Genomic DNA, 24,307 nt, shown 5'->3' on the forward strand with positions numbered 1-24,307 from the left:
CAACGCACTTTCACGGAAGGCAGACCGTTTTTAGCTGAAATTTTTCATGTGTTAATCGAATTGTTCAACTTCACTGAAACTTATAATTTTATTATCTTAAAGAAACGTAAACCAGGTTAATAACGTATTAGGAAGCAAGAGTAGGGACATTGCTAACTTCAGAGGAGGAATCGCCCATGGAACATCCTGAGCAAGAAAAAATCCCTTACAGCCTGAATAGCCGCAAGGTCGCGGAGGCCACAAGGGAATGGCTGCATAAGCGGGGCGTCACGATCCCTGAGATCGCAGAACTGGTCATGTTATTGCAGCAAAAATATTATCCAGGTCTTACGATGGAAGAATGTATCGAAAATGTGGAGATGGTTCTACGTAAACGTGAGGTACAGAATGCTGTTCTGACGGGGATTCAGCTTGATATTCTGGCAGAACAGGGGCAGCTCATATCTCCTTTGCAGGAGATGATTGAGAACGATGAAGGACTGTATGGCGTGGATGAGATTTTGGCATTCTCCATCGTCAATGTATATGGTAGCATTGGATTTACGAATTATGGTTATGTGGACAAGCTGAAACCAGGGGTGCTTGAACGACTGAATGACAAGAGCTTGGGCCCTGTCCACACGTTCTTCGATGATATTGTCGGTGCGATTGCATCAGCAGCGAGCAGTCGGATCGCCCATCGCAAACAATCCGAGCTTGAAGAAGCACTGGGAGAAAAACCTGTTAGTGATGACGCTGTATAATGCGTAAATCGTTTCATAAATGAAGCCATGTGGAACATTGGACATGTGTATGGATGCTTCGTGAAATGACTGTTCAATAAAATAACTGTTCATGGAAAAAGCGGCCTGATGGCCGCTTTTTTGCATGTGTAGCGATACATATTGAATAATCCACATTTTATTATTTCAGATGTTTAGGTCGTACCGTTCCCACCAAACCAAAACCTTCAACCCAATTCTGCTCGGAAGGTGAACCAGATGTTGCCCGTTTCGGTCCAATCGTGATTTCCGGGCCTTTACGCTCTCGCAACATGCCACGTAGCACGGTGATACCGAGAATGCTGAGTCCGGTAAATACATATATCATCCGCATGATGATGTTGCCAGAATCCGTTCCGGTAACCATGCCGTGAACCAGCAGACCAATGAACACCGGATAGGACAACATGTGGAACATGAACCACCATTTACGGCCCAGCTTGTTCCGCAGATCACTGGATAACAGGACAATCACTAATCCGTAGAAGGCTAACGTTCCCAGACCACTGCCGATCGGATGTACGGAGGCGGTAAAAGGAATCAGAAGTTCTCTCCAGGTAAATGGGCTGTAATGATCAATATATAACGTTAATGCGTGCACGAGTCCAAGTCCGAAGGCGAGCCAGGTCGTTCGGGTATGCCATTTGAACATGGCTGCTTTTGGTTTGCCTTTGGCCATAGGCATCCCTTGCGCAATACCCAGAAACACACCGGCAAAGAGCAACACATAAGCAGCAATTCCACTAATTCGAATGATATTCCACGTTGGCAGGTAATCTACAATCCATTGTGCCATAACCGGCTCCCCCATATCTGTTAGACTTGTCCTCGTTTATAATAGACTGAAGCGATGATCCGGATCAAAACCGGGCCAGTGCTCAGCAAGCGTATCCGTATTCCCTCTAAAATAATTACTCCCATCCCGTGTCATCCACAGGACGTCATGCCGATCGTAATGTCGGTTTAACCAGCCCACCGCCTCGGCACTCCCCAGAATGCATACCGTCTTGGCAATGATCTCGCATTGCGAAGCATGCTGTCCCAGAACGGTACACTGCAATACGTCCGTATCTGCCGGCTCCATCGTCCGGGGGTCAATGAGGTGGTGTGCAAAGCTTCCATCCGTATTCTGCCATTGTCTGCGGGAAATACCCGAAGTGGCAACAGCTCCTCGCTGTAAACGGATCGCTCCCGACATAGCACCCTGATTCTGCAAAGGATCTGCTACTTGCAAGGTCCATTGGGAATGGTCTGGTGAACCCCATACTTGAATATCTCCACCCGCGTTAATCAAACCCGCTGGAATATGCAATGTTCGCTGCAACCAGTCTGCGATACGCTCTACTGCCCAGCCCTTAACAATGCCTCCTAAGTCCAACTCAGCTCCGGGGTCCAGATGAACCATCCGGCTACCTTCCCGCTGAATCCAGCTCGGACGGCTGTGGTCATATCGATCTTCCATCCAGCCTGATGATTCAGGTGTTCTCGTTCGCAATATGCGTTCAATTAATGGACGTTTCAATTGTCGTTGCTGCACCTTCTCGAAGCTCAGATCGTATCCTGAAGCCTGAAGAGCCTGCGAGATACCCGGTTGAAAAATCCCTTCGGTCAGGCCAATATATCCATAGGCCAAACTCAAAACTTCATCCATCGCAGCGGAGATGGGCATCCATCCGGTTGAAGCATTCAAACGATTCAGTTCACTGTCTGCAACAAATCGGCTGAAGCGTTGCTCCTGCGTCTCAAACCAATTCTTCACCACGGTTGCTGCATGTTCAGCTTCTTCCCGCCCAGCTGACAGTTGCACTTCAACATCCGTGTTCATCGCACGGAATTGAAATCGGAGCGGACGAGCAACTTGCTCCGTGCGGCTCATGACGCACCTGTACGTGACTGATAGTTGCCACTGCTGTATCCGGAGTCTGTACCCTGGTTATTTTGCCCGATACGCTGAGAATCTGAATAATTCCCCTCGTTACTCGTGCTCTGATCTGGCCGAGCTGCTTGTGTGCTATCGGATGTTCCATTATATTGACTATCATTATTGTAATTGTCCTGCGTGTTCCAGTTGTTGCTGTCCGTTGTACTGTTGATCCATTCATCCATCACATCATCATGCGTATCCACTTGGCTTGAAGCAGTAACGCTTGTATCTGTGCCATTTGCTGCTGCATAGGCCACATCAAAGGCATCCGAAGTTCTTACATATTGAAAAAGTGCAGCCACAGTCAACGTTGCTGCCGCTGAAGCTTGCCATTTTCTCCATTGATTCCGTTTTCTTCTGGTCATCGCTCTTCCCTGCTTTCTTTAGCGAAGTTCATAGATGTATCATAGGCGCGCTGGCTTAAAAATAGATGAATGAACCGTTAAGAGAGGCTAAAAAGGCCCAGAACAGGTGAATTTCCTGTCCCGAGCCTCTATATAAGATCGTATTATCATTCCATATCGATATCATCATTCCGTTTAGATTTGAAAATAGAACGTCCCATCCGGTTGCTGCTCTTGCTTCACTAGTTCGCGTCGAATTAACTCCTGCAAATGGGCTAACGTCTCACTCATGGCAAACCGCAGTTGATGGGTACCCAGCCGATTGCCAAACATGTGCACACAGATGTCATACGCATTCGCCGGTGACTCCTGAATTCGTTCCGTCATCTTCTGAAGACGTTCCTCGTGATGAGCGAGCAATTGTACTGTCCGTTCGGTGAACTGGGCAAAAGGATTCCGATGCCCTGGATACGCCTGTTTGACATTTAGCCCCCCGAGACGTTGCAATCCTTCCATATAAGACAATAATGGCTGTGGGTCACTGCCGGGTTGCAGACTAATATTCGGTGAAATCTGTGGCAAAACTGCATCTCCGCACAGAATCTCCATGGACTCCGGCGCATAAAAGGATAAATGGCCTGGGGCATGTCCCCCCGTCTCCACAGCAACCCAACGTTTCCCGCCCATATTAAGCCACTCGCCATCTTCAATGGGTGTGACATTCGGAAGTGGAGTGATCTGCGAAGTAAATGCCTTCATATGTTCATGTATCTGCTCAGTCTTGTCTTCCGGCATACCATGACGACCATAATAATCAGGTAATATTGTATTGATGCGTGAATCAGGTCCCCACATATAGTCGGCCTCTTGGCGGGAGCGTGTGGACATTCGAACGGGTGCCCCCGTCATCTGTTGCATCCAACCCGACAACCCAAGATGATCGGGGTGATGGTGGGTCAGTACAATTTGACGAATATCGCTAAAGGTCAGGCCGAGATCTGCCAGTGCTTCACTCCACTCCTGTTCTGTTTCCGAATTACGCGGTCCCGGATCTATAATAGTTATCTTCCCATCCGGTTCTGATAACACATAACTGTTCACCCATCGTAAGGGAAACGACATGCTGATCTTGACCCGGTGTATGCCCTCTATCATGGGCATCTCTTCTGTGCGCTTCATGTTATCCCCCTTCCAGACTGTCTCTGTTCACTCCACAGGACGACGACCAACAAAAATCATGCGCGGAGAAGTCTGCTCGTCATATTTCTCTTCATCATAGCCGCCATGTACCTGATCTACCCGGAGTCCGGCGGCACTTAACATCTGACTCAGTTGTTCCCGTGTGTACAACTTCACACGTTCCTGATATACCCGCGGTTCATGTCCGGATGTGGTATCCGTAATGCGAATTTCCTTTTGCACAAACCCTTTCTCAATCTTGCGATACTCCTCAATACGCTGTCCTTCATCCTCTCGAACGGAGTGCTGCACCAGATGACGCGTTACATAAGCCGTATTCATAAAATCAATAATATAGCTGCCACCTGGGCGAAGCATGCGATGAATGGCACGTAATACTTTCAATTGTTCTCCGTCCTCCAGGAAATAACCAAACGATGTGAACAGATTAACTACAGCGTCAAAGCCACCTTTCAGCGGCAGTTCACGCATGTCTGCGTGACACCAAGATACTCGGTGTTCAGTGTCCATTAGGCGCGCTTCACGTAGAAGCACATCGGACAGATCAACTCCGGTCACTCGCAATCCTGCGTCAGCAAGTGCCATGGAGTGCCGTCCCATACCGCAGCATAGATCCAATACTTCAGAATTGGGCTCAAGCTTCAACCAATTAATCATTTTATGTACTTCCTGATGGGCACCCTGCACATCCCGGTGCTTGTATACGAGAAGATAATCTTCTCCAAAACTCTTTTCATACCATTCCGTCATCCATTCTCGCCCTCCACTTGGTCACTGGCTCTCTATCTGTAGTACGCTATGTACAGGCCTGATCATTTCCACTAGCTTTAATGTATTGTAACGTCTTTATTCTGCAAACTCAAAAAATTCCAGTAATTTTCCAACATTGAAGAGCCAAAATGCACACGAGGGAATACTCTGTTTATTGAATGTACAACATTATTAAAATGTATATCATTAACCTTGAGCACTTAAAACATGTACATAAATGAATAATATTTACACAAATCAACGTTAATAAAAACCCAGATTTAATAGAAAGAACCGTTTGAATAAAGAAGGTAGCCAGAATTTTATTCTGGACTACCTTCTTTTCCTATCTTTATTTCAATTAACTTATAGCTTATTTTCGAATCGTATTCTGTTCATTAATTTTAAATACATAATCAAAAAAATTCGAGGAATAGAAGTTTTCCCCTTCTTAGAGAGGTTGTTTAACATAATCTGTAGAGGTATCTATTTATAAGTCTCAAATATTGTCTGTAACAGTTAATCTGTTATGGATCTGATTCATGAATTTTTAAGTGGCAACAACGCTTACATTAAAATCAAAGGAAATATCCTCATTATAAATATAATATATAGGTTTAAAAATACATTCACTTTAATTCGATTATGTAAGGTTGCTATTTGATTTGATAAGCTTATATATGCCAATTGAGCAATATTTTTGTAAGTACAAGATTTTCAAAAGGAGAGGGCATAAATTGAAAAAACTTAAAACCACACATAGTAACACTGCGGATGCTGCATCTTCTGTCCGCCTCCCATGGGTAGGGCTAATTCCGCTTGCCTTAGCTGGATTTATAAGTCTCTTAACTGAAATCATTCCGGCTGGTTTATTGCCACAGATAAGCGAAGGACTTGGAATCTCAGAGGCATTAGCTGGGCAATTCATAACGTTGTATGCCCTTGGCTCTGTCTTGGCAGCAATTCCACTAACTACAGCTACACGCGGTTGGCGGAGGCGGCCACTGTTGTTGCTAAGCTTGATTTGTTTTTTCTTGTTTAACAGTGTTACAGCTCTATCTTCCAGTTACACAATAACTCTTGTTGCCCGATTCTTGGCAGGTGCAGCCGGAGGTGTTTTGTGGGGAATGTTAGCAGGTTATGCTAGCCGCATGGTGCCTGATTCGCTCAAAGGTCGAGCTATGGCGGTAGCAGGAATAGGTACACCTTTGGCTATGGCGCTTGGTGTTCCCGCGGGAACAATACTCGGCACTCTTGTAGGCTGGCGTACAGTTTTTGGAATCATGTCAGTGTTTACTGTCTTGTTAATCGTTTGGATACTCTTAAAAGTTCCAGACTTTGCTGGTCAATCAACGAATAAGAGACTTCCCCTTCATAAAGTTTTCGTTAAACCGGGGATTCGCCCTATCTTGTTTGTCGTACTAATATGGGTACTAGCTCACAATATTCTATACACATATATTACGCCTTACCTCGCTCAAGTTGGGCTTGTTCAACGTGTTGACATTATACTATTTGTTTTTGGTATTGCATCGGTTGTGGGGCTCTGGATTACAGGAATATGGATTGACCGCATGCTTCGTCCATTGATTCTATGCAGCCTTGCGGGTTTCGCTCTAGCATCTATGATGTTTGGGATAAGTAGCAGTCAGCCAGTAGGGATCTTTTTGGCTGCTGCATTGTGGGGGCTGACTTTTGGCGGAGCCGCTTCACTGCTTCAAACGGCTGTAGCTGAAGCTTCTGGTGATAATGTGGACGTGGCTCAGTCTATGCTGGTAACAGCATGGAATTTGGCTGTAAGCGCTGGCGGGTTAATTGGTGCGGCCCTTCTTGTAACAGTTGATGTCCTCTCATTTCCATGGGTTATGCTTATTCTCGTACTCATTGCGCTACTCGTAGTATGGAAAGCGAAAGAACATGGATTCACAACAAAGAGTGGATAGACTCATTTTTCAACTCTTCGAGAGATGGAATGATGGGTTTATAATCAATGGGTGAAGACATAACAATTAGAATCGTATACGTTCCATATTTATCACAGTCATTGCCGAACTCTTCAAGTGCGTATGTAGAGTCGGCAATGACTTTCATTAAAAAATTGTGTTCTCCGCTCATACGATGACACTCGACAACAAAGGGTGACGACCGAACAAAATCGAGAAAAACATTACAGTTTCTAGTACTAAACAGGAAATAGGCGGCAACATTTTTTCCGGTTTTTTGCGGAGAAATGATTGTGCGATATTCCTGAATAATTCCCTTTTCCTCCATCCGTTTGACTCTTTCCGTTACAGCAGGTTGGGATAGCCCCACCAATCTACCGAGTTCAGTCATGGAAATCCTAGCTTGATTTTGAAGGTGTACAAGGATTTGGTTATCAACATGATCCACTCTAAGTATCCTCCTTATAATTTAAAGGTATTATTATATTATCGTTTATACAAATTAATTTATCAATTCATGGACATCAATGCCGTATTCATAAAATCAATTATAAAGCTGCCACCCGGGCGAAGCATCCGATGAATGGCACGTAATACTTTCAGTTGTTCTCCGCCCTCCATTCTCGCCCTCCACTTGGTCACTGGCCCTCTGTCTGTAGTCACTATTGTACAAGCCTGATCATCTCCCTAGCTTTAATGTATTGTAACGTCTTTATTCTGCAAAACTCAAAAAATTCCAGTAAGTTTCCAACATTGAAGAGCCAAAATGCACACGTTATAATGTTAGACATACACCTGCAAATCGGTTAATTATAAGAGGTTGTTCAAAAAGCAACAGGAGGTGTTCTTATGATTCGCATCGGACTTACCGGATGGGGGGATCAGGAAGATCTCTATCCAAACCGTACCAAAGCCAAGGACAAGCTCAGTCTATACGGACAGTACTTCTCCACCGTGGAGGTGGATAGTTCCTTCTACGCCGTTCAGCCGCGGGATCGAATGGCACGATGGGCTGCAGAGACACCCGAATCCTTTGCTTTTATCATCAAAGCCTACCAAGGAATGACCGGACATCTGCGGGGCAAGCCCTACTTCACCAGCACGTCGGAGATGTATAAGGCTTTTCGGGAATCACTGGAACCGGTCATTGAAGCCGGCAAGATGCAGGCAGCCTTGTTTCAATATCCGCCTTGGTTTGAGTGCAATAAAGACAACGTGAAAGAGCTTCGTGAAGTGAAACTGAGAATGGAAGGTATTCCTTGTGCCCTGGAATTCCGTCACCGCAGTTGGTATGAAGGTGACATGCGCGAGCGGACGCTTTCGTTCCTGAAAGAGCAAGGCTGGATTCACAGCGTCTGTGACGAACCTCAGGCAGGTCTAGGTTCTATCCCCATCGTGCCACAGGCGACGGATTCCGAGATGACACTGGTTCGCATGCACGGACGTAATGTGTCCGGGTGGCATCAGAATGGTGCGCCCAATTGGCGCGAGACTCGTTATTTGTACCGTTACAACAAGGAAGAGCTGTTGGAATGGAAAGGATATCTGGAGCAATTGCAGGAGCAGAGCAAGGATGTCTATGTTATTTTTAATAACAACTCCGGTGGCGATGCAGCGGCGAATGCCCAGATGATGATGGACCTGCTGGATCAGCCGGTGAAGCCTTTCCCTGACCGTTCTGAACGGGAGAAGGAAGAAGGACCGGAGCAGCTGGAGCTATTTTAATACGTGCTAAAAACGGAGTTATTCATATTATTGGGTGAAGGTAAGTGTATTTATCATTGCTTTTATGCAGATCGGATTCGAAATTGGAAATAAACTAAAAGCGGCAAGCCCGGGGGCTTTGCCGCTTTCTTTAGCTGATAATCTACCTATAGAAGGCTATCCACAAATATCCGTTCCGTTGCGTCAATCATCAGCGATGCGCGGCTGTAACTGAAGAATCGATATGCGCCTCACGGAGCTTCTGGTTCATTTTATGCGCTTCAATGCCAGCCAACAGCACAATGCCGATCCCATGGGTATCGTTCAGATTCCAGCCCAGATCATCGCGATAATACAAGGCGGTAAACGAGTACCCGGAGCCCCGGCATACCCCGTATATATTGCCTTTATAGTCAATCGACAAACGTGTCATGCCGTGCCATCCTTTGCGTACGGCCTCCAGATAAGGCTCTGGCTGTTCCAGCCAGCCTTCCCGAATACCACGGGCATAAGCGTAGATGAACATCGATGTGCAGGAGGTTTCTTCATATGAATCCGGGCGGTTCAGCACCTGATGCCATAGTCCATTTTCCCCTTGCAGCGCCAAATAACCTTCACTTAAATCACGATAGAACTGTAATAGTTCCGACCGTTTCACATGATCATGTGGCAGGATGGATAACAATTCGGTTAATGAAAATAGCACCCAGCCGTTCCCTCGTCCCCATGGAATACCTGTCGCCCGACCACGCACAAAATCATACACATGGGACATGATCTGTTGTTCGGGAAGGTAGAGGTATTTACGGAACATCAGGAACTGATTGACCGCATCATCCCAATACGTCGCATCTCCTGTCAACTGACCATAACGCATCAGAAAAGGTGTACTCATGTACAAGTCATCACACCACATCGTCTCCTGACGCATCTCCCCACTGCCGCGAACCCGGTAAAAGGCGCCATCCTCCAGACGTTCTTGCTCATCCGTAATGTAGCCTGCAATCCGATCCGCAGTATCTCTTCCCCCACGAATATCACCGAACTCCATCGCAGCAAGCAAAGTGGACCCAAACGAACCGCAATCATCCAGGCTGTCGATGGCAGACAGTTGATTATTAATCCCTGCCGCACCGTACCCTTCCCGATCCCACAGACCATAGCGGTCAAATGAAGTGCTCAGTTCAATATGTTGCCGCACATACTGAATGTAATCATCCCGTCCCAATTCCTGTCCCGTCTGTAGCAGTCCAAGCAGGGTAACGCCAAGCGGATAATTCCACTTTCCGTAATGTGTATTCTCCAGGTAAGGACGGACATGGGTGTCGGGAAGATCTACCCGCCAATACACACCTTGTGCGCCATCATCAAATACGGTATCGGTTCGCACGATGTCGGCATGCGATGGTTCAGCACCGGGAGCAAACACACCCGTGTACAGCCAGGGGTTAGAACATCCCGCAACCGGATGAGGCGATTTCAGTCTCCAGCCTTTGGAATCCGAACGCTCGGCATATTCCAACGTGAATCCCCATGAGCCGCCGACTGCCTGAATTTCACCTTTCGCCACCAGATCGGATGTACCGTAACGGCGAGGAAGTTCAACGCGGAAGTTACCGCTACCTCCAGCAGAGTATACTTCCGTACCATCCACATACAGAGTCAAAGCTCCATCATGACGACCTTTTAAAATAACTGGTGATGTTCCTGGCAAAGTTACATCCAATCTGGACCATGCGTAGGCAACAGCGGGCTTTTCTGTACCAAAGATGCGGGCAAAAGAACCCATGCTCTGTTCCTCATCTGTCCAGCCCCTGCGCGGATACCAGGAAAGGCCCGTTTCTTCTTCCGTCATGCCGTCACGAGGAAGAGATACTACAGGTTCATCGACGGGTTCCGAATGTAACCAGCCCTCCTGACCCTGACGATCTGCCCCAGGAGTGAGGAAGTGGAGCGGGAAATTTTTGAACGAGGCTGTTCCGTAGATACCGCCGAATCCCACTTCTGTTTTGACAAAACACAGCAATACATCATTCCAGCCATAGTTCACGGAAATCGGAATCTGGGTTCTTCGCTCGGGAAATAACTCCTGTAACAACTCAGACTTGAATACCTCTTCACCGTTCACGTAAATCGTCACCGGACTATAACAGTTCAGGCCCGTATTTAACGTTGCATTCTGCTCGCTCCATAACTTGCCCCATACATACACGTATTGCCCTGCATGCGCCTCTACGCATTTCTCATTCAGATTCAGGTCGTAGCGGTAGTCCCCACGTCTACGAAAACCTCCCTGATGATAGGCTCTGAACAAAAATGAATGTTTCGGATGATCGCCAATATAACGCTGAGCCACCGTTGTCAATATATCCGGAATTGAATCGTACACCTTGCCTGCAATCGCCTCGTTCTCATGAAAATAACGAATGATCGTCAGCTCCCTTCCCTTATACCTTGATTCGTTCGCTTAGCCGCAATGTCTCTCCGCCCTGCACTTCAACAACCTGCTGATCTGCCGTGAACCAAACCGGGATGGCAGACGGATTATGGATGATGGAGCGATCTGCTGAACACTCCAGTCGTTGCACCGCTTTCCAATAGGCAATCACTTCGATGTTCGTGGCATACCAGATATCGTCCCTGCCGCCAATCTGCTCACCGAACTGTTCGATGATCTCCCAATTGTCGTTGTCATTGAACTCATAACTGTGACCCCAGACGTAGAGTAATAGTGGCGTACCTGTTTTGGAATGTTGGATAAAACGTTTGGTTTGCCCCGCCAGATCATGGTTATGATGACACGTCGGATGCCATTCAAGCGGCCGATCTGGCAACGTGTATCTGCCATGTGATTCAACGGTACGGGCATAATCAATGCCAAGCCACTCCAGCTTGGTACTTAACGCACGGTCGTACCCTCCGTTGGGATAAGCCATGCCTCGTACCGGATAACCGACGAGCTGCTCCAATGCTTCTCGGTCTTCGATAATCTCTTCGGTCAATAGTTCATTCGGAACATAAGGCAGCGTAGGGTGAGTAACCGTGTGAACGGCTACTTCATGCCCCGTATAAAGTTCAGCGACTTCCCCAGCCTCAATGCGGCCTGGATTACCCAGGGTACCGGAGTTCAGATTAAAGGTTCCCCGCAGACCATACCGATTACAGATTTCCACCAGTCTGCGATCATGCACCACTCCATCGTCATAACTGAGCGTTAACGCTTTCATCACACCACCTGGATAGCGGTCAAACTGAATACGATGTCCCATTCCTTACTTCCACTCCTTTATCCCAATTCTTCAACAGGTACAAGACCTGCATCCTGTAATCGATGATGTTCTGAATCAAAATACGTACCTTCCAGCAGGCCAATTAATGTGTTCGTGATCCGTACTTCAATGTCGTTGTCTCCCGGACGCAACCAGGAGGCCTCTCCTTTCCAACGATACGGAGACCAGCATCTCACACCCAGACTATGTCCGTTCACCCGCACTTCCGTCACATCCTGCACCCGCCAATCGCTAAATTCCAGTTCAAACGAGGTAATATCTTCCCCTGGCTCATCCAGCCAGAACGTGCGTTTATAACTCATTTCCCCGGCAAAATGGGGATACAGCGGCTGCGGTTCTGGTCCGATACAAAGGGCCGTGTCCGACTCCCGCACGAGCGAAGCCATGCCTTCATGATGGAACTCCACGCCGAATCTTCCCTGTAGATACAAGGGATCCACAATGCCATCCTCATCTTTCGTTACCTGTACGATGACCGTCATTTCGTTGAGACCGCTGTGCAGCAACTCCGTAATCTCACAAGCAATGTTATTGTGGTCGGTTATTTCGATTGGATCGAATTGTTCCTTTTCAAGTGGTTGCCCATTAATCTCCATGGACCAACTGCCCGAGATCGCCGCTCTATCCATAAATAACAAACATGCAGGCAATGCCGTTCTTAGCTCAAATGTAGTCGTATATCGACATTCGATGGGATAGGCTAAGGATGCTTTTTTCGGTGTGCCAAATACCTGATTAAACTGGACTGACAGATGCTGCTGCTCCGATAATTCTGCCGCCTGATCAATAAACGGTTTTACAGCTACATGCTGGCTTTCCAGAATCACACCATTAACATTGGAAGCCTGAAGATGGAATTGTCCCATTCGCAAAATGTTAGGCTGCACCGTTTCGAGTCGCCATGGCCCTTCCGAAGGGGCCATGATCTTACAGGCTTGATTAGCTCCTGCCAATACATCCGTTACGAACGCCGAACCCGTTTTGTCTGCTACATCCACCTTCGTTGTTAATGCCTCTTCCTTCGCAGGTTGTAAAGTAAGACGAACAGCATGCGCTTCATAAGGCGCCAGTGTTAGTGAAATGCACCATTCCCCACCACTACTCGTATACGGCAATGTCTGAAGCTGCCCTGTCTCCAGATCAAGTCGTTCTGCCACCAGACAAGCGCCCTCTGTCAGATCCGCTCCTTCCCACAGCTGTCTGGCGACCAGCTTCAATTGACCCTTCAGGTCCTGACCCTCCTGATTGGTCAAAAAAACCATGTGCTCTCCAGCCGACAATTGACGGGTGTGCATCAGCAGGGAGGCACTTTCCTCCTCCATGATCCAGCAGATGGGTTCCGGCAATACCTGATCGAGCAGGAGAGAGATTAGCTCCAGCGAAAAGTCATCTCCTTGTCCTGTTCCTGCGGGTAGAAAATAAGCACTCCCCTCACCCTGATGCCACATGGTTTCACGGTTATCGTGATCTGTTGTCACGCTACGGCCCCAGTACACCTCTTGCGGCTGCTCGCCCGCACCAAAGAACTGGGCAGCTTCATCTCCCTCTGGACTTCCCTGTTGAATTGCGATATGCGGAGGCATCCCAACAGAGATGACAGTTCCTCCCTGCCGAACAAATCGCTTCACCTGTTCCCAGGCCACGGCCTCCAGATTCAGCATCGGTGGCAGAATTAATACGTCATAACGGGCAACGCCGATCTGAATGATACCATCCGTTAAGTCAGCTTCCGCCAACAATTCGGGATCAAGGTGATCATAGTCACGTCTGTTTTCGAGCAGATGTGTCGTGATCCTCATCCAGTCCTTCGTCAGGCGCTCCAGTTGCACCCGTTCTGATTCGTCCTCGCCGCTATACTCAAATCCATGCAGCGGATTACCCATCAGACTCCAGAATGTCGTCGTTGGGTCAAGCACGGCAATACGAATGTCTGCTGTTCCGGTGCTCATGAGATAGCTCAACCGTCCGGTGTAATCCCCTAACTGCCGGAAATGCTTCCAGTAGGGATTCTGCAAAAATTGAGACGGTGGTGCGTCATGCTTCGCAAGCCCACCAATCGTATAGAAAAAGGCGTGAAAGTTATAGAAATTAGTGCCCATGGCGGCCATTCGATCAATCATCCATTTCGCATCCTGTAGCGTCATCGACCAGCCTACACTATGAAAACATTCAATCAGATTGCGGCTTCGGCCCAATTGCCGGGCAAGCGAACTGACCATCTTGGGATTGTCACGCATCTTTTGACCATATCGTTCCAGAATCCACGATAAGGATCGTCCAATTTTCTCATGGGCCGAATCACCACCTGGCATATGACTGAACAACTGGGTGGTCATCCGTACGCCAGGCACCTCTGCCGCGTACTGGATTCCTGCTTCCTCACACCAATCATGCACCTGTTTGTGATAGGACTCCCTGAGAAGCAGGTGCAGTGACTGGTAATAGTCATACCGAATACGATGCGCGTCCGGAACATCACCATATAACAGCGCCGGTAGCGAATCGATCAGACTATAACCACAACGCTCGCTGAAATAACGGGGAAGCTGTTGCGACCAGGGGATACGACCCAGCGGTGCAATCTCATCCGAGAACATGCCTTTGATTACGCTTTCAAATTGATCTCCAACCGCTGACTTATAACGCTCATGTGTCAGTTCAATAAATCTACTCATCGCTTCCTTGTGGCAAGGATCAACAAAGTTGCCGTAATATTTGAAATCATCGATCTCCATTTCTTGAAATATAATCAACTCCCAATCACCCGGGGGAACATCCCACAACAAGCGGAACGCTGTTCGGTAGGTGAAGAACCGCTTGCGGTTATACGATGTGAGTCCGGTCTCCTGATACACCTGATCGGTCTGGATATTACCGATTTTGCTGCGCAAGTCAATGGATTCATGCCACAACCGTTTGCCCTGTGCATCCTTGGGAATCGCCTTGGCAACCAAGACTCGTCCCCACGGCAACTCCAGATCCACAGCTTCTCCCCCCTGAACCACCAACTGATGATGCACGAGCTGTCGCTGCTTCGCTTCAGGAAAATCAAGGGTCACTTCCCCACCAGCCATCCCGCTTGGATATGGATATTCGTCATATAACCATACCTGCATGCCATGGTCGGCAGCTGCCTGCACTGCAACCCGCACCTTATCGAACCATGCTTCAGAGAGATAGGGAATCTGTAGTCCCTGACGCGGACAGATGAAGAATCCACCTACACCTTGCGCCGCCATCTCAGCCACTTGCCGCTTAACCTGTTCTTCTTCCATATCCCCGTTCCAGAACCAAAAGGGATGGACCCTGTACTGCGCCTCGGGATTTTCAAAAGCATCCCCGTTCCACATGTTGCCTTCCTCCCTGCCTGTTCAAGAGTGTATGATATCCAGCTTTACCAATAACGTTCATTTCAGTTCAAATAGGTTTTTTTTGATTTGATTATACATCAAAAACCATATTCAGGAAGTCATAATTTCCAGAAAGTTGGATGAAATTTGGTTCATGGATCAAGCCATCACAGCGATAAGAAAAGCCCGGCTATTTCCGTTACGCTGAAAGTACGGCTACCGGGCTTTGGCTTATACGACTACTTCAGTGCAGCGTACAGTTCATTAACTTCTTTGACATAATCGTCTCCGCCGTTATTCTTCCACAGGGCAACAGCATCTTCGAATCCTTTCTCATCAATCTGACCTACGATATATTTGATCCGCGCATCGTTAATGATATTGTCCAGCTGCGGTCCTTTCTGAGCGTAAACATCAGAGATCAGCGGTTCGCCAGGATTGGCAATGACAATCTCTTCGTTGGCTTTCTGCACCTGTGCAACCTTTTCACGGACAGGTGTCTGTTGGACACGAAGCGTTCTGTCTTCAGGCACAAACATCAAAATCTGATTTAAACCCTGCAGGTCACGCAGTGCCAGCTTGTCAGTGCTCGGTATGATGTAGTCTTCTTTTTGCTCGTATTGCTTGCCTTCCAGTCCGTTGTACAACAATGCCTGCAATTCCGGTTCATTCAGCTGATCCAGAAAGCTCAGTACCTTCTTCAGGTCTTCTTCCGTTTTGACACTGCTTTTGGAGATCGCAATCAGGCCGGAGTAGCCAGACGTTGGCATATCACGCAATCCCTTTGGACCTTCCATCGCTTGCAGCACATCCACACGTCCTGTCGCATTTGGGTCTTTATCGAGTATTTTCTGATCCATCCGCTGTGCATTATCTGCTACATCCACCATGACACCGGCTTGCCCATTCACAAATGGATCAGGCAGTTTCGTTGCATCCATCACGGCAAAGTCCTTGTTGACCAGACCCTCACTATAAATTTGCCGGAAAAATTTCAGGGCTTCCATGTATTCTGGTGTCTCATGCGCCGGGATCAGACCTCCACTGCCATCATCTCCCCACTTGTTGGGTGCACCAAACCATACCTGCATGTTATCCCACGGGCCCGTGAATTTGCTGGCAACCAGACCGTACGTATCATCCTTGCCGTTACCGTCTGGATCATCCTTCGTGAACGCTTTCAACACATTGTAAAATTCATCAATCGTCTTCGGCTCTTCCAGCCCCATATTCTCCAGCCAATCTTTGCGGATTGTAACCCCGTTACGTCCCAGGGCCCGTGCCCGGTAGATCCCATAGGTTTTGCCATCGATGGATGCATTGTTGGTGATGATTTCATTCAGTTGACTCAGATTCGGATAATCTTTCAGATAAGGACCAAGCTCCCAGAATGCTCCGGTTCGGGCCGCATTAATGAAACTTGGAGACTTCCCTAACACCACCATAATCTGAGGTAGCTTTCCCGAGGCCAGTGTGATGTTGAATTTGTCTTCATACGAGCTGCTTGGCACCCACTGCAGGTTCACATCCACCTTGGTCAGTTCTTCAAGCTTCTGGATGACAGGGCTGTTCTCCGGCGGATTCTCCGCTTCGAAGTTCGGAAGCATAATGGTAATTTCGTCGGTTCCACCGGCAGCGCTCCCTGAACCTGTTTTATCCGTGGAGCATGCTCCCAGAATTGTACTCAATACGAGTGACGCAGAGAGTAACAGTGCACCTTTTTTGAATCCCGTTTTTTGTCCCATACGTTCTCCCCCTTGGCTTTAGCCTTTGATTGAACCTAACATGACACCTTTGGCAAAATGCTTCTGCAAAAACGGATACACCAGCAAAATCGGAATGGTACCTACAACGATCACCGCCATTTTGATTGACTGCTCTGGTGGCTGTACAAAATTGGGGTCCATGTTCGCCATATCGCCGACACTGGCTTGCGAAAGTAACACGATCTGTCTCAGCATGACTTGTAACGGCCATTTGTCACTGTCGGAAATGTACAGGAGTGCCGAGAAAAAATTGTTCCAGTGGCCTACGGCGTAGAACAAAGCAAACGTGGCAATGACCGGTTTGGATAAAGGCAGAACGATTCGCCACAGCACCCCGAGATCTGAACAGCCGTCGATGCGGGCCGCTTCCTCCAGCCCGGGCGGCATTTGCTGAAAAAAGTTTTTGACAACTATTAAGTTAAAAGCGCTGATCGCGCCAGGAAGCATAAGGGCCCAGTAAGAATCGAGCAGTCCCAATCCACGAATGACGAGATACGTTGGAATCATGCCACCACCAAATAACATCGAGAAAATCACCATGTTCATCATGACGTTACGGCCCCAGAAGTCACTTCTGGATAGTGGATAGGCCATCGTTAGTGTGAAGAACAGATTGACCAGTGTACCTGCCACCGTGATGAAAATGGAAACACCAATGCTGCGAAAGATCGTGGACGAGGAGAAAATATACTCATACGCGCTGAAGGAAAACACCTTCGGAATGAGAAAAAAACTGCGTTCGGTGATCTCGGCTTCCGTTGCGAAAGAATTCCCTATAATATACAGGAACGGAAGGACGGTTAATATGCCCAGAATCCCCAGCATGACGTAATTGAAGATATCAAATACCTTGCCGGCAGGGCTGTTGTATAGACGGCTGTTCATGGGCGCTCCTCCTTAATAAATTCCGGGATGGCCGAATTTTTTCGCAAGTTTATTACTGCCAAGCACCAGAATAATCCCCACCACAGACTTGAATAGTCCCACAGCGGTACTGTAACTGAATGCACCTTGTGTAATCCCTACCGTGTACACATACGTATCAAATACGTCCGCCACATCCCGGTTGAGGGAGTTGGTCATCAGATAGATCTGCTCAAATCCGGTATCGAGGAAGTTCCCCAGTCTGAGAATGAGCAAAATGACTATAGTCGTACGAATGGCTGGAAGTGTGATATGCCACATCCGCCGTAATCGTCCAGCGCCATCCACAATGGAGGCTTCATATTGTTCCGTATCGACACCTGCGAGGGCTGCCAAGAAAATGATTGTGCCCCAACCCATCTCCTTCCACATCATCTGAACAATAATGAGCGGACGGAACGAACCCGGACTGGAGAGTACATCAATGGGCTTGCCTGTAATCCAGGCGATCAGGTCGTATAACACTCCGCCCTGCGGGGTCAGGAACACGTACGTGATACTGGCGATAATAACCATCGATACAAAATGGGGTACATAGACCAGCGTTTGAATCGTTCTTTTGAAGAAAGCGACCCGAATTTCATTTAATAACAAAGCGATAATGATTGGTGCCGGGAAAAAGAAGATGAGATCATACAGGGCAAGGACCAGCGTATTACGTAATAGTCGGAAGAAGTCCGGATTGGAGAAAAAGTTCGTAAAGTTCTCTAACCCCACCCAGTTACTCTCCCGGATGCCCAGGAAAGGCTGGTAGTCCTGAAAGGCAATGATGATCCCCCACATGGGCAAGTATTTAAAGATGACAAAGTACAAAAAGCCGGGAAGCACAAGCACATATAACCACTTGTTTCGTTTGATCTGCCTTTTCCAATTGGACTCTTGTTTTAATGGTCTTGTTGCCATATCCGCTTGAGCAGTTGCAGTGCCGTTGGTATTCCAGTCCGTCTTCCCGTTCATCATGTCTCCCCTCCCTCAACGATGTAAGCGTTATCAATTAACCTGTTATTCAGACTATACAGACGCCTGGTTTCCGGCAACCTTCATTTTTTGCATTGCTACAACATGATGGCCGAAAAGCCCGCTATAACGCCATTTTCACAAGAAATTGCACATAACGTAGCGGGTAGAATTGCACATTTTTGCGGGTTTATCCTTCTTTGTATCACGGTAAAAAAAAGAAAAAACCGGCATCCGCTAAAGCCGAATGCCGGTCTGAAATGACAAAGATATAAACGGTTATTGTCCAAACCATTGATCGCGATACTGACTCGGGGTAACTCCCTCCTGTTTCTTGAAGATCCGATTAAAATAACTGTGCTGATATCCTACAGCCGCCGCAACATCATTAATTTTCATCGTTGTCTCCCGTAACAACTGCTTCGCCGCATCCATTCTCACACGTGTCAGATAATCAATAAAATTGATACCCGATACCTGTTTGAATGCCTTGCTCAGTGCATAAGGTGTCATCTGCTCCTCGTCAGCACAGTTTTCCAACGAAATGTCGCTGCGGTAATGTGTATCGATGTACAACATCGTTCGTTCCACCACCAGTTTCTGCGGTTCCTGCGATCGTACCTCAACCTCTTGTATATAAGGTATGAATACCTCATTCATCATCCATTGTCTCATCTGTATAGGTTCACGAATACCGGATAAGCGCTCATACATGTTGCTACCACCAAACAGCTTATAAGGTGTGACACCCGTTTGCAGCATCATGTGCTGAATGCTACCGAGCAATTGAAGCATCATCTGTTGCACCTGAAATTCGGTACTGCCCGTCCGCGTAATTTCACTCATAAATTGTTCCAGCACACGTTCCGCCTCGGCTTGTTTGCCCAGCCTGAGCGCCTGTAACAACTCCCGTTCCAGCCCAAGCGGATAGGAAGCTGCTTCATTTTTGCTGAAACACGCCTCATCCTCCAGATCGAGAATCTGACTTCCTTCCTCCACACTGCGATAAGCCACGGCCTGTTCCATCTCGACGAATCGTCCGGGCAGTTCCTGTAGTGAAGCTGCCGGGCGACTGACCATCAAGGTCACCTTCATTTTGAGCGTACGTCCAATGACCTCCACCAGTTCCCGTCCCCATAACAGCGCTTGTGACTTCACAGGTTCGTCCTGGGGAGCGATCACAAGCATGGCGGAAGACAGGTCATGAAAGTTCATGACACTGATCTGCCTGAAATAATTTTTCGCAACTTCCTGTGTAATATTCACTGCTGCAAAGGTGACTAATCCCGTGTCCTGGCTTCCAAATCTGCCTTGCAGCTGCTCGTACCCCGTAAAATACATCTGCACCAACAAAAACTGCTGGCCCTCCAACTCAAATCCCAGATGACGCATCCGCTGCTGAAGATCCTGCTCGTTATAGGCATATAGATGCCCCTGCACAAGTTGTAAGACAAAACTGTCGCGCAGATGGGGAAGTTGCTCCTGCAATTGGCGATGTGCCGTGACATTGCGGGAGGTCAGTTCGTTCCACTGTTGCTCCAGCAGCTTAAACTCGTCCAGCTTGGCATCCGTTAGTGTTGTTTCGTTTCTGCCAGGCGTAAGAAGATGCAGCATCCGTGCTACAGGCGAATAGATGCGGCGGGAAGCAAACCAGGATAACAACAATCCCAGGATGAGACTGCCTGCACTCGCAATGACGATGATTTTGGATACCAGTTTGACTGGCGAAGTGACTGAGGTCAAAGGTGCTGCGGAGACGTAAGTCCAGTCTGAATCGATCCGGCTCAATGAACCGTATGAGACAGAATAGGTCTGATCCTCATATCGGAACAGGAATGAGCGGCTGCCCGCATGCAGGGCTACTTCTTCTTTTAGCTGCTGCTCAAAAGCAGAAGTCTCTCCCGCCGTTCCCGGATTACCGGTAACCAGTGTGTTTCCTTCCTGATCCATAAGGAACGTTAAACCTTCGTCATACGGAGTAAGCGTTTTCAATAAACTGGCGACTTTCTCGTTATCCAGCGTGATGATCAGTGCACCAAACGGATTAATGCTCTCCCCCGGTATCTTATGTACTAGAACCAGTGCATTGCCTGCATCCGTATGCAGTGGACTATCGTTGGTCGAAGGTTCGGTATCTCTGTTGATGCTGGAAACCCAATCTGTCCAGTACACGTGGTTACCCATGGAAAGATATCGATCATAGGCTTGTACTTTCGCTTCATCGTTCAATTCGGTATAATCCCGATTAAACAAGATTGGCTTCGGTTCCTGCAAATACAGCTGTGCTGACTTGATCAGTGGATGAGAACCTTGTAATACGTATAAGGTAGTCACAATCTCCTGCGTTTCATTGAAATAATATACAAAATCCAACGTTCGCAGTGCATTGCCAAACCTCGGTTCAAAAGCCCAATGGGATAAGTTCATCTCCAGATAAGCCAGCTGGTCATCCACATTACGTGCCCGGTTCTCGATCTGGTTCTGGTGCATTTGATTGAACTCGGTTTCCATCCGGCCAACAACCTGTTGATACATGACGATACCTGTGATTAGTCCGGGAATGCTGGCAATGAGTAAAATAAGCATGAGGCTGTTTCGATAAAATCGTCCTTTATGCCTCCCAGCCTTCAAATCGGATAACCGCTTGAATCTGCCAAATATTCGATCGCTCCTAGTCGATTCCATCGCTGCTCACCTGCCTGCTTGCATCGAGTCTGACTGTCATGGAAACTTCCTCAACTCCCCTGAGAATATATGGATGAAATCCTTTTCTTGTATTATACGCACAATCTTCAGGTGAATGAAACGATCTGTAACCGATCATTTTTTTAACCAATGTTTTATTAACATGACAAAATGGATTACAATGAGATATAGCAAACATGAAGGAGGCCTTTTTAATGAAAGAACAGACTTATTTTGAACAAAATAGAGAAAAACACCTGGCAGAACTGAATGAATGGTTGTCCATTCCAAGTATCTCTGCCATTTCAGAGCATAAAGAGGATATTAATCGTGCAGCACAATGGGCAGCAGATGCGCTCACACGTGCAGGTATGGAAAACGTAGAGGTGATTCAAACGGCTGGACATCCGATTGTCTATGCAGATCACCTGCATGCACCCGGCAAACCAACGGCTCTGATCTATGGACACTATGATGTACAACCTGTTGATCCGCTTAACCTGTGGGAGACACCTCCTTTTGAACCTACCGTTCGTGATGGCAAGCTGTATGCCCGTGGTGCAACGGATGACAAAGGACAGATCTTCCTACATATCAAGGCAGTTGAAGCCATTCTCGCCGAAAACAAAGAACTGCCAGTTAATATCAAGTTCTGTATCGAAGGCGAAGAGGAAATCTCCAGCCCGAACTTGCCCATCTATCTGAATGAACATACAGACAAGCTGCGTGCAGACATGGTACTGATCTCGGATACATCTCTGCTTGAAAAAGGTAAACCGGCGATCTCCACTGGCCTGCGCGGCCTTTGCTCGCTTCACGTAGATCTGAACACAGCCAATACCGACTTGCACTCCGGTTCATTTGGTGGTGGTGTACCTAACGCACTGCACGCACTCGTATCCCTGCTCGCTTCGTTGCATGATGAGCAAGGTCGTGTGAGTGTAGACGGTTTCTACGACGGCGTTCTGCCACTGTCTCCTGAGATGAGAGAAGAATTTGTAAAACAAGGCTTCAATGAAGAACAGCTTCGTCAAGACCTTGGGCTGGAGCAATTGTACGGCGAAGAAGGTTACTCGTTCGTGGAACGTGTTGGCGCTCGTCCAACATTGGAACTGAACGGCGTATGGGGTGGTTTCCAAGGCGAAGGCAGCAAAACGGTTATTCCGAAGGAAGCTCATGCCAAAATTACATGCCGCCTTGTTGCGGATCAAGATCCACAGCATGTATTGGATCGTATCGAAGCACATCTACGCGCTCACGTTCAACCGGGTGCAACGCTGCATGTGAAACAGATCGAGAAAGCTTTTGCTTTCAACACTGATCCTTCGAATCCAATTCTGCAAAAAGCGGCAGATGCGTATGAGCACGTGTATGGCGTTCGTGCCCTCTTTACCAAAGATGGTGGCTCCATTCCGATTGTTGAGAAGCTCTCACGTGTACTCGAAATCCCTGCTGTTATGATGGGCTTTGGCTTGCCGGATGAGAACCTGCATGCACCGAACGAGCATTTCAACCTGGAGAACTTTGATAAAGGGTTGTTGACGATTGTTCAGTTCTTGAAGAGTTTGTAAACACTCTTACACGGAGGTCACTACGCGGGGAGAATAAGCTTCCGATCGCTGTTATCCCCCGATTTCTTTGATCCCCTTTTCTAAAGGGAGAAATTCGGGTGATAAAGGCGAACGCTCCGCTTCTTCAGCTTTTTTCTCCCCACTCCGTTAACGTGTGAATTATTTACTCAACTTCATAGAGTAGGGCAGATAGATATTACAAAAACGGTGGCCTACAGGTCATCGTTTTTGTTTGAATCGAATTCGTCCCCTTCACTACGTTACAGCTTGTCTCAGACTGATTTTAGGATTGAGCCTACTTTACAAATGAAGGGTAATAGGTAGGTATATAAGTATATAAAAGGGGTGTGCCGTCCAAATTCATGACGGTACACCCCTTTTGTAATTGGTAGATCTAAATATATTCGTTTCATTGGCTCGATATTACTTTTTAACAAATCCGGCACTTGCTATTCGACGAAAATCCGCAGTTTTGACTCAATAACGAATCGTAGACGCTTTATTTCCTCGTTTTGCATGTCATGCATCAATTTTCTACAGGAATAACGTGGCTGAGGTTTGTTAGCCCTGTGACTAGAAGGAGAAACCCACTTTCGGGACATCCTCCAGATTCTACTCCGCTCATCCCCTTTATGTGCGGAATGTTGTGAACTTCAGCATGTGCACAAGCTTGGATAGATGTGCGATCTCCTGCTGGACTCCAGCGGTGTCCGTACCTGCCATTGCCTGGTTTGCTCGGAGCGTTCTGCGCGTGTTCAGCATACCTTCGATCAGTTTCATGACCGTGTTGCGTCCACGATGATCGACAATCATATACTTTTTGCGTGCATCCAGCTCTACCCATACGATGTTGCTGAATGATGTGAACAGATGCCTGCGGTACAGCTCCATATCGGTCTCATTGTAATGCTCGCCATAAAAGGCATAATATCCGTGTATGTGCAACTTCTCCGCCAGCACTGTGATGAACGGATCATGTTCGAGCATAGCGTTACGTTCCATGTTTCACGCCTCCGTTATGCGTGATCCGCAGATCCCGTCTTTTTGAGATCTATTTTAACATATTGTGCAAGGTGTTGCCTCTCCACAGATAAAAGCCAAGTTTTAACTCCGAAGGCTGATGCATCACAAAGGAGAG

At 47.6% G+C, this 24,307-nt stretch carries 18 protein-coding genes; 4 read left to right on the forward strand and 14 right to left on the reverse strand.

Annotated elements, in window-relative coordinates; genetic code table 11:
- Positions 1-176: 176 nt before the first annotated feature.
- Entirely contained in the window at positions 177-743 is a 567-nt protein-coding gene (locus MHH92_RS24205) for a phosphatidylglycerophosphatase A family protein (protein ID WP_017692570.1), read from the forward strand.
- 160 nt (positions 744-903) lie between these two features.
- On the opposite strand, the gene MHH92_RS24210 is transcribed toward MHH92_RS24205, so the two are convergent.
- The 5 genes from MHH92_RS24210 to MHH92_RS24230 all read right to left on the reverse strand — a co-directional run bounded on the left by MHH92_RS24210 (position 904) and on the right by MHH92_RS24230 (position 4,979).
- Positions 904-1,557 (reverse strand): ferric reductase-like transmembrane domain-containing protein, encoded by a 654-nt coding sequence (locus MHH92_RS24210; RefSeq protein ID WP_339195210.1) that lies wholly within the window; start codon positions 1,555-1,557, stop codon positions 904-906.
- Positions 1,558-1,593: 36 nt separating this feature from the next.
- Positions 1,594-2,637 carry an FAD:protein FMN transferase gene (locus tag MHH92_RS24215; protein WP_074096270.1) on the reverse strand — a complete coding sequence of 348 codons (1,044 nt, stop codon included), beginning with the start codon at positions 2,635-2,637 and terminating at the stop codon, positions 1,594-1,596.
- Entirely contained in the window at positions 2,634-3,050 is a 417-nt protein-coding gene (locus tag MHH92_RS24220; protein ID WP_340906866.1) for a hypothetical protein, read from the reverse strand. The genes MHH92_RS24215 and MHH92_RS24220 overlap by 4 nt, the downstream gene beginning before the upstream one ends.
- A 174-nt stretch (positions 3,051-3,224) precedes the next feature.
- The gene (locus MHH92_RS24225) at positions 3,225-4,208 is read right to left on the reverse strand and encodes an MBL fold metallo-hydrolase (protein ID WP_340906869.1); all 984 of its coding nucleotides are present in this window, start codon (positions 4,206-4,208) and stop codon (positions 3,225-3,227) included.
- A 27-nt stretch (positions 4,209-4,235) separates the two neighbouring features.
- The gene (locus MHH92_RS24230; RefSeq protein WP_340906871.1) at positions 4,236-4,979 is read right to left on the reverse strand and encodes a class I SAM-dependent methyltransferase; all 744 of its coding nucleotides are present in this window, start codon (positions 4,977-4,979) and stop codon (positions 4,236-4,238) included.
- A gap of 737 nt (positions 4,980-5,716) precedes the next feature.
- Here MHH92_RS24230 and MHH92_RS24235 point away from each other — a divergent pair.
- Positions 5,717-6,922 (forward strand): MFS transporter, encoded by a 1,206-nt coding sequence (locus MHH92_RS24235; protein WP_315370739.1) that lies wholly within the window; start codon positions 5,717-5,719, stop codon positions 6,920-6,922.
- Here the strand turns inward: MHH92_RS24235 and MHH92_RS24240 are convergent.
- Entirely contained in the window at positions 6,903-7,370 is a 468-nt protein-coding gene (locus MHH92_RS24240) for an Lrp/AsnC family transcriptional regulator (protein WP_340906874.1), read from the reverse strand. The two genes, MHH92_RS24235 and MHH92_RS24240, sit on opposite strands and share 20 nt — an antisense overlap.
- Positions 7,371-7,771: 401 nt before the next feature.
- Here MHH92_RS24240 and MHH92_RS24245 point away from each other — a divergent pair, with 401 nt between their 5' ends.
- On the forward strand, positions 7,772-8,647 hold the full coding sequence (locus tag MHH92_RS24245; RefSeq protein ID WP_340906877.1) for a DUF72 domain-containing protein: 876 nt from the start codon (positions 7,772-7,774) through the stop codon (positions 8,645-8,647).
- A 190-nt stretch (positions 8,648-8,837) separates the two neighbouring features.
- On the opposite strand, the gene MHH92_RS24250 is transcribed toward MHH92_RS24245, so the two are convergent.
- From MHH92_RS24250 to MHH92_RS24280, 7 genes are all read right to left on the reverse strand, one after another.
- Positions 8,838-11,015: a glycoside hydrolase family 88/105 protein gene (locus tag MHH92_RS24250; protein WP_340906879.1), complete on the reverse strand. Its 2,178-nt coding sequence runs from the start codon at positions 11,013-11,015 to the stop codon at positions 8,838-8,840.
- Between the two features lie 58 nt (positions 11,016-11,073).
- Entirely contained in the window at positions 11,074-11,895 is an 822-nt protein-coding gene (locus tag MHH92_RS24255; protein ID WP_340906881.1) for a polysaccharide deacetylase family protein, read from the reverse strand.
- Between the two features lie 17 nt (positions 11,896-11,912).
- On the reverse strand, positions 11,913-15,266 hold the full coding sequence (locus tag MHH92_RS24260) for a glycosyl hydrolase (protein ID WP_340906882.1): 3,354 nt from the start codon (positions 15,264-15,266) through the stop codon (positions 11,913-11,915).
- 239 nt (positions 15,267-15,505) lie between these two features.
- Entirely contained in the window at positions 15,506-17,011 is a 1,506-nt protein-coding gene (locus MHH92_RS24265) for an extracellular solute-binding protein (RefSeq protein WP_101314278.1), read from the reverse strand.
- Positions 17,012-17,029: 18 nt separating this feature from the next.
- A complete protein-coding gene (locus MHH92_RS24270) occupies positions 17,030-17,917 on the reverse strand; it encodes a carbohydrate ABC transporter permease (RefSeq protein WP_017692544.1) in 888 nt (295 codons plus the stop codon).
- Between the two features lie 12 nt (positions 17,918-17,929).
- A complete protein-coding gene (locus MHH92_RS24275; RefSeq protein WP_026081491.1) occupies positions 17,930-18,859 on the reverse strand; it encodes an ABC transporter permease in 930 nt (309 codons plus the stop codon).
- Between the two features lie 333 nt (positions 18,860-19,192).
- Positions 19,193-21,598 (reverse strand): AraC family transcriptional regulator, encoded by a 2,406-nt coding sequence (locus tag MHH92_RS24280; RefSeq protein WP_340906887.1) that lies wholly within the window; start codon positions 21,596-21,598, stop codon positions 19,193-19,195.
- Positions 21,599-21,813: 215 nt separating this feature from the next.
- Here MHH92_RS24280 and MHH92_RS24285 point away from each other — a divergent pair, with 215 nt between their 5' ends.
- The gene (locus MHH92_RS24285; protein ID WP_340387382.1) at positions 21,814-23,169 is read left to right on the forward strand and encodes a dipeptidase; all 1,356 of its coding nucleotides are present in this window, start codon (positions 21,814-21,816) and stop codon (positions 23,167-23,169) included.
- 630 nt (positions 23,170-23,799) lie between these two features.
- Here the strand turns inward: MHH92_RS24285 and MHH92_RS24290 are convergent.
- Positions 23,800-24,171: a hypothetical protein gene (locus MHH92_RS24290; RefSeq protein WP_036673485.1), complete on the reverse strand. Its 372-nt coding sequence runs from the start codon at positions 24,169-24,171 to the stop codon at positions 23,800-23,802.
- Positions 24,172-24,307 lie beyond the last annotated feature (136 nt).

Source organism: Paenibacillus sp. FSL M7-1414, from assembly GCF_038003195.1.
Classification (GTDB): Bacteria; Bacillota; Bacilli; order Paenibacillales; family Paenibacillaceae; genus Paenibacillus; species Paenibacillus amylolyticus.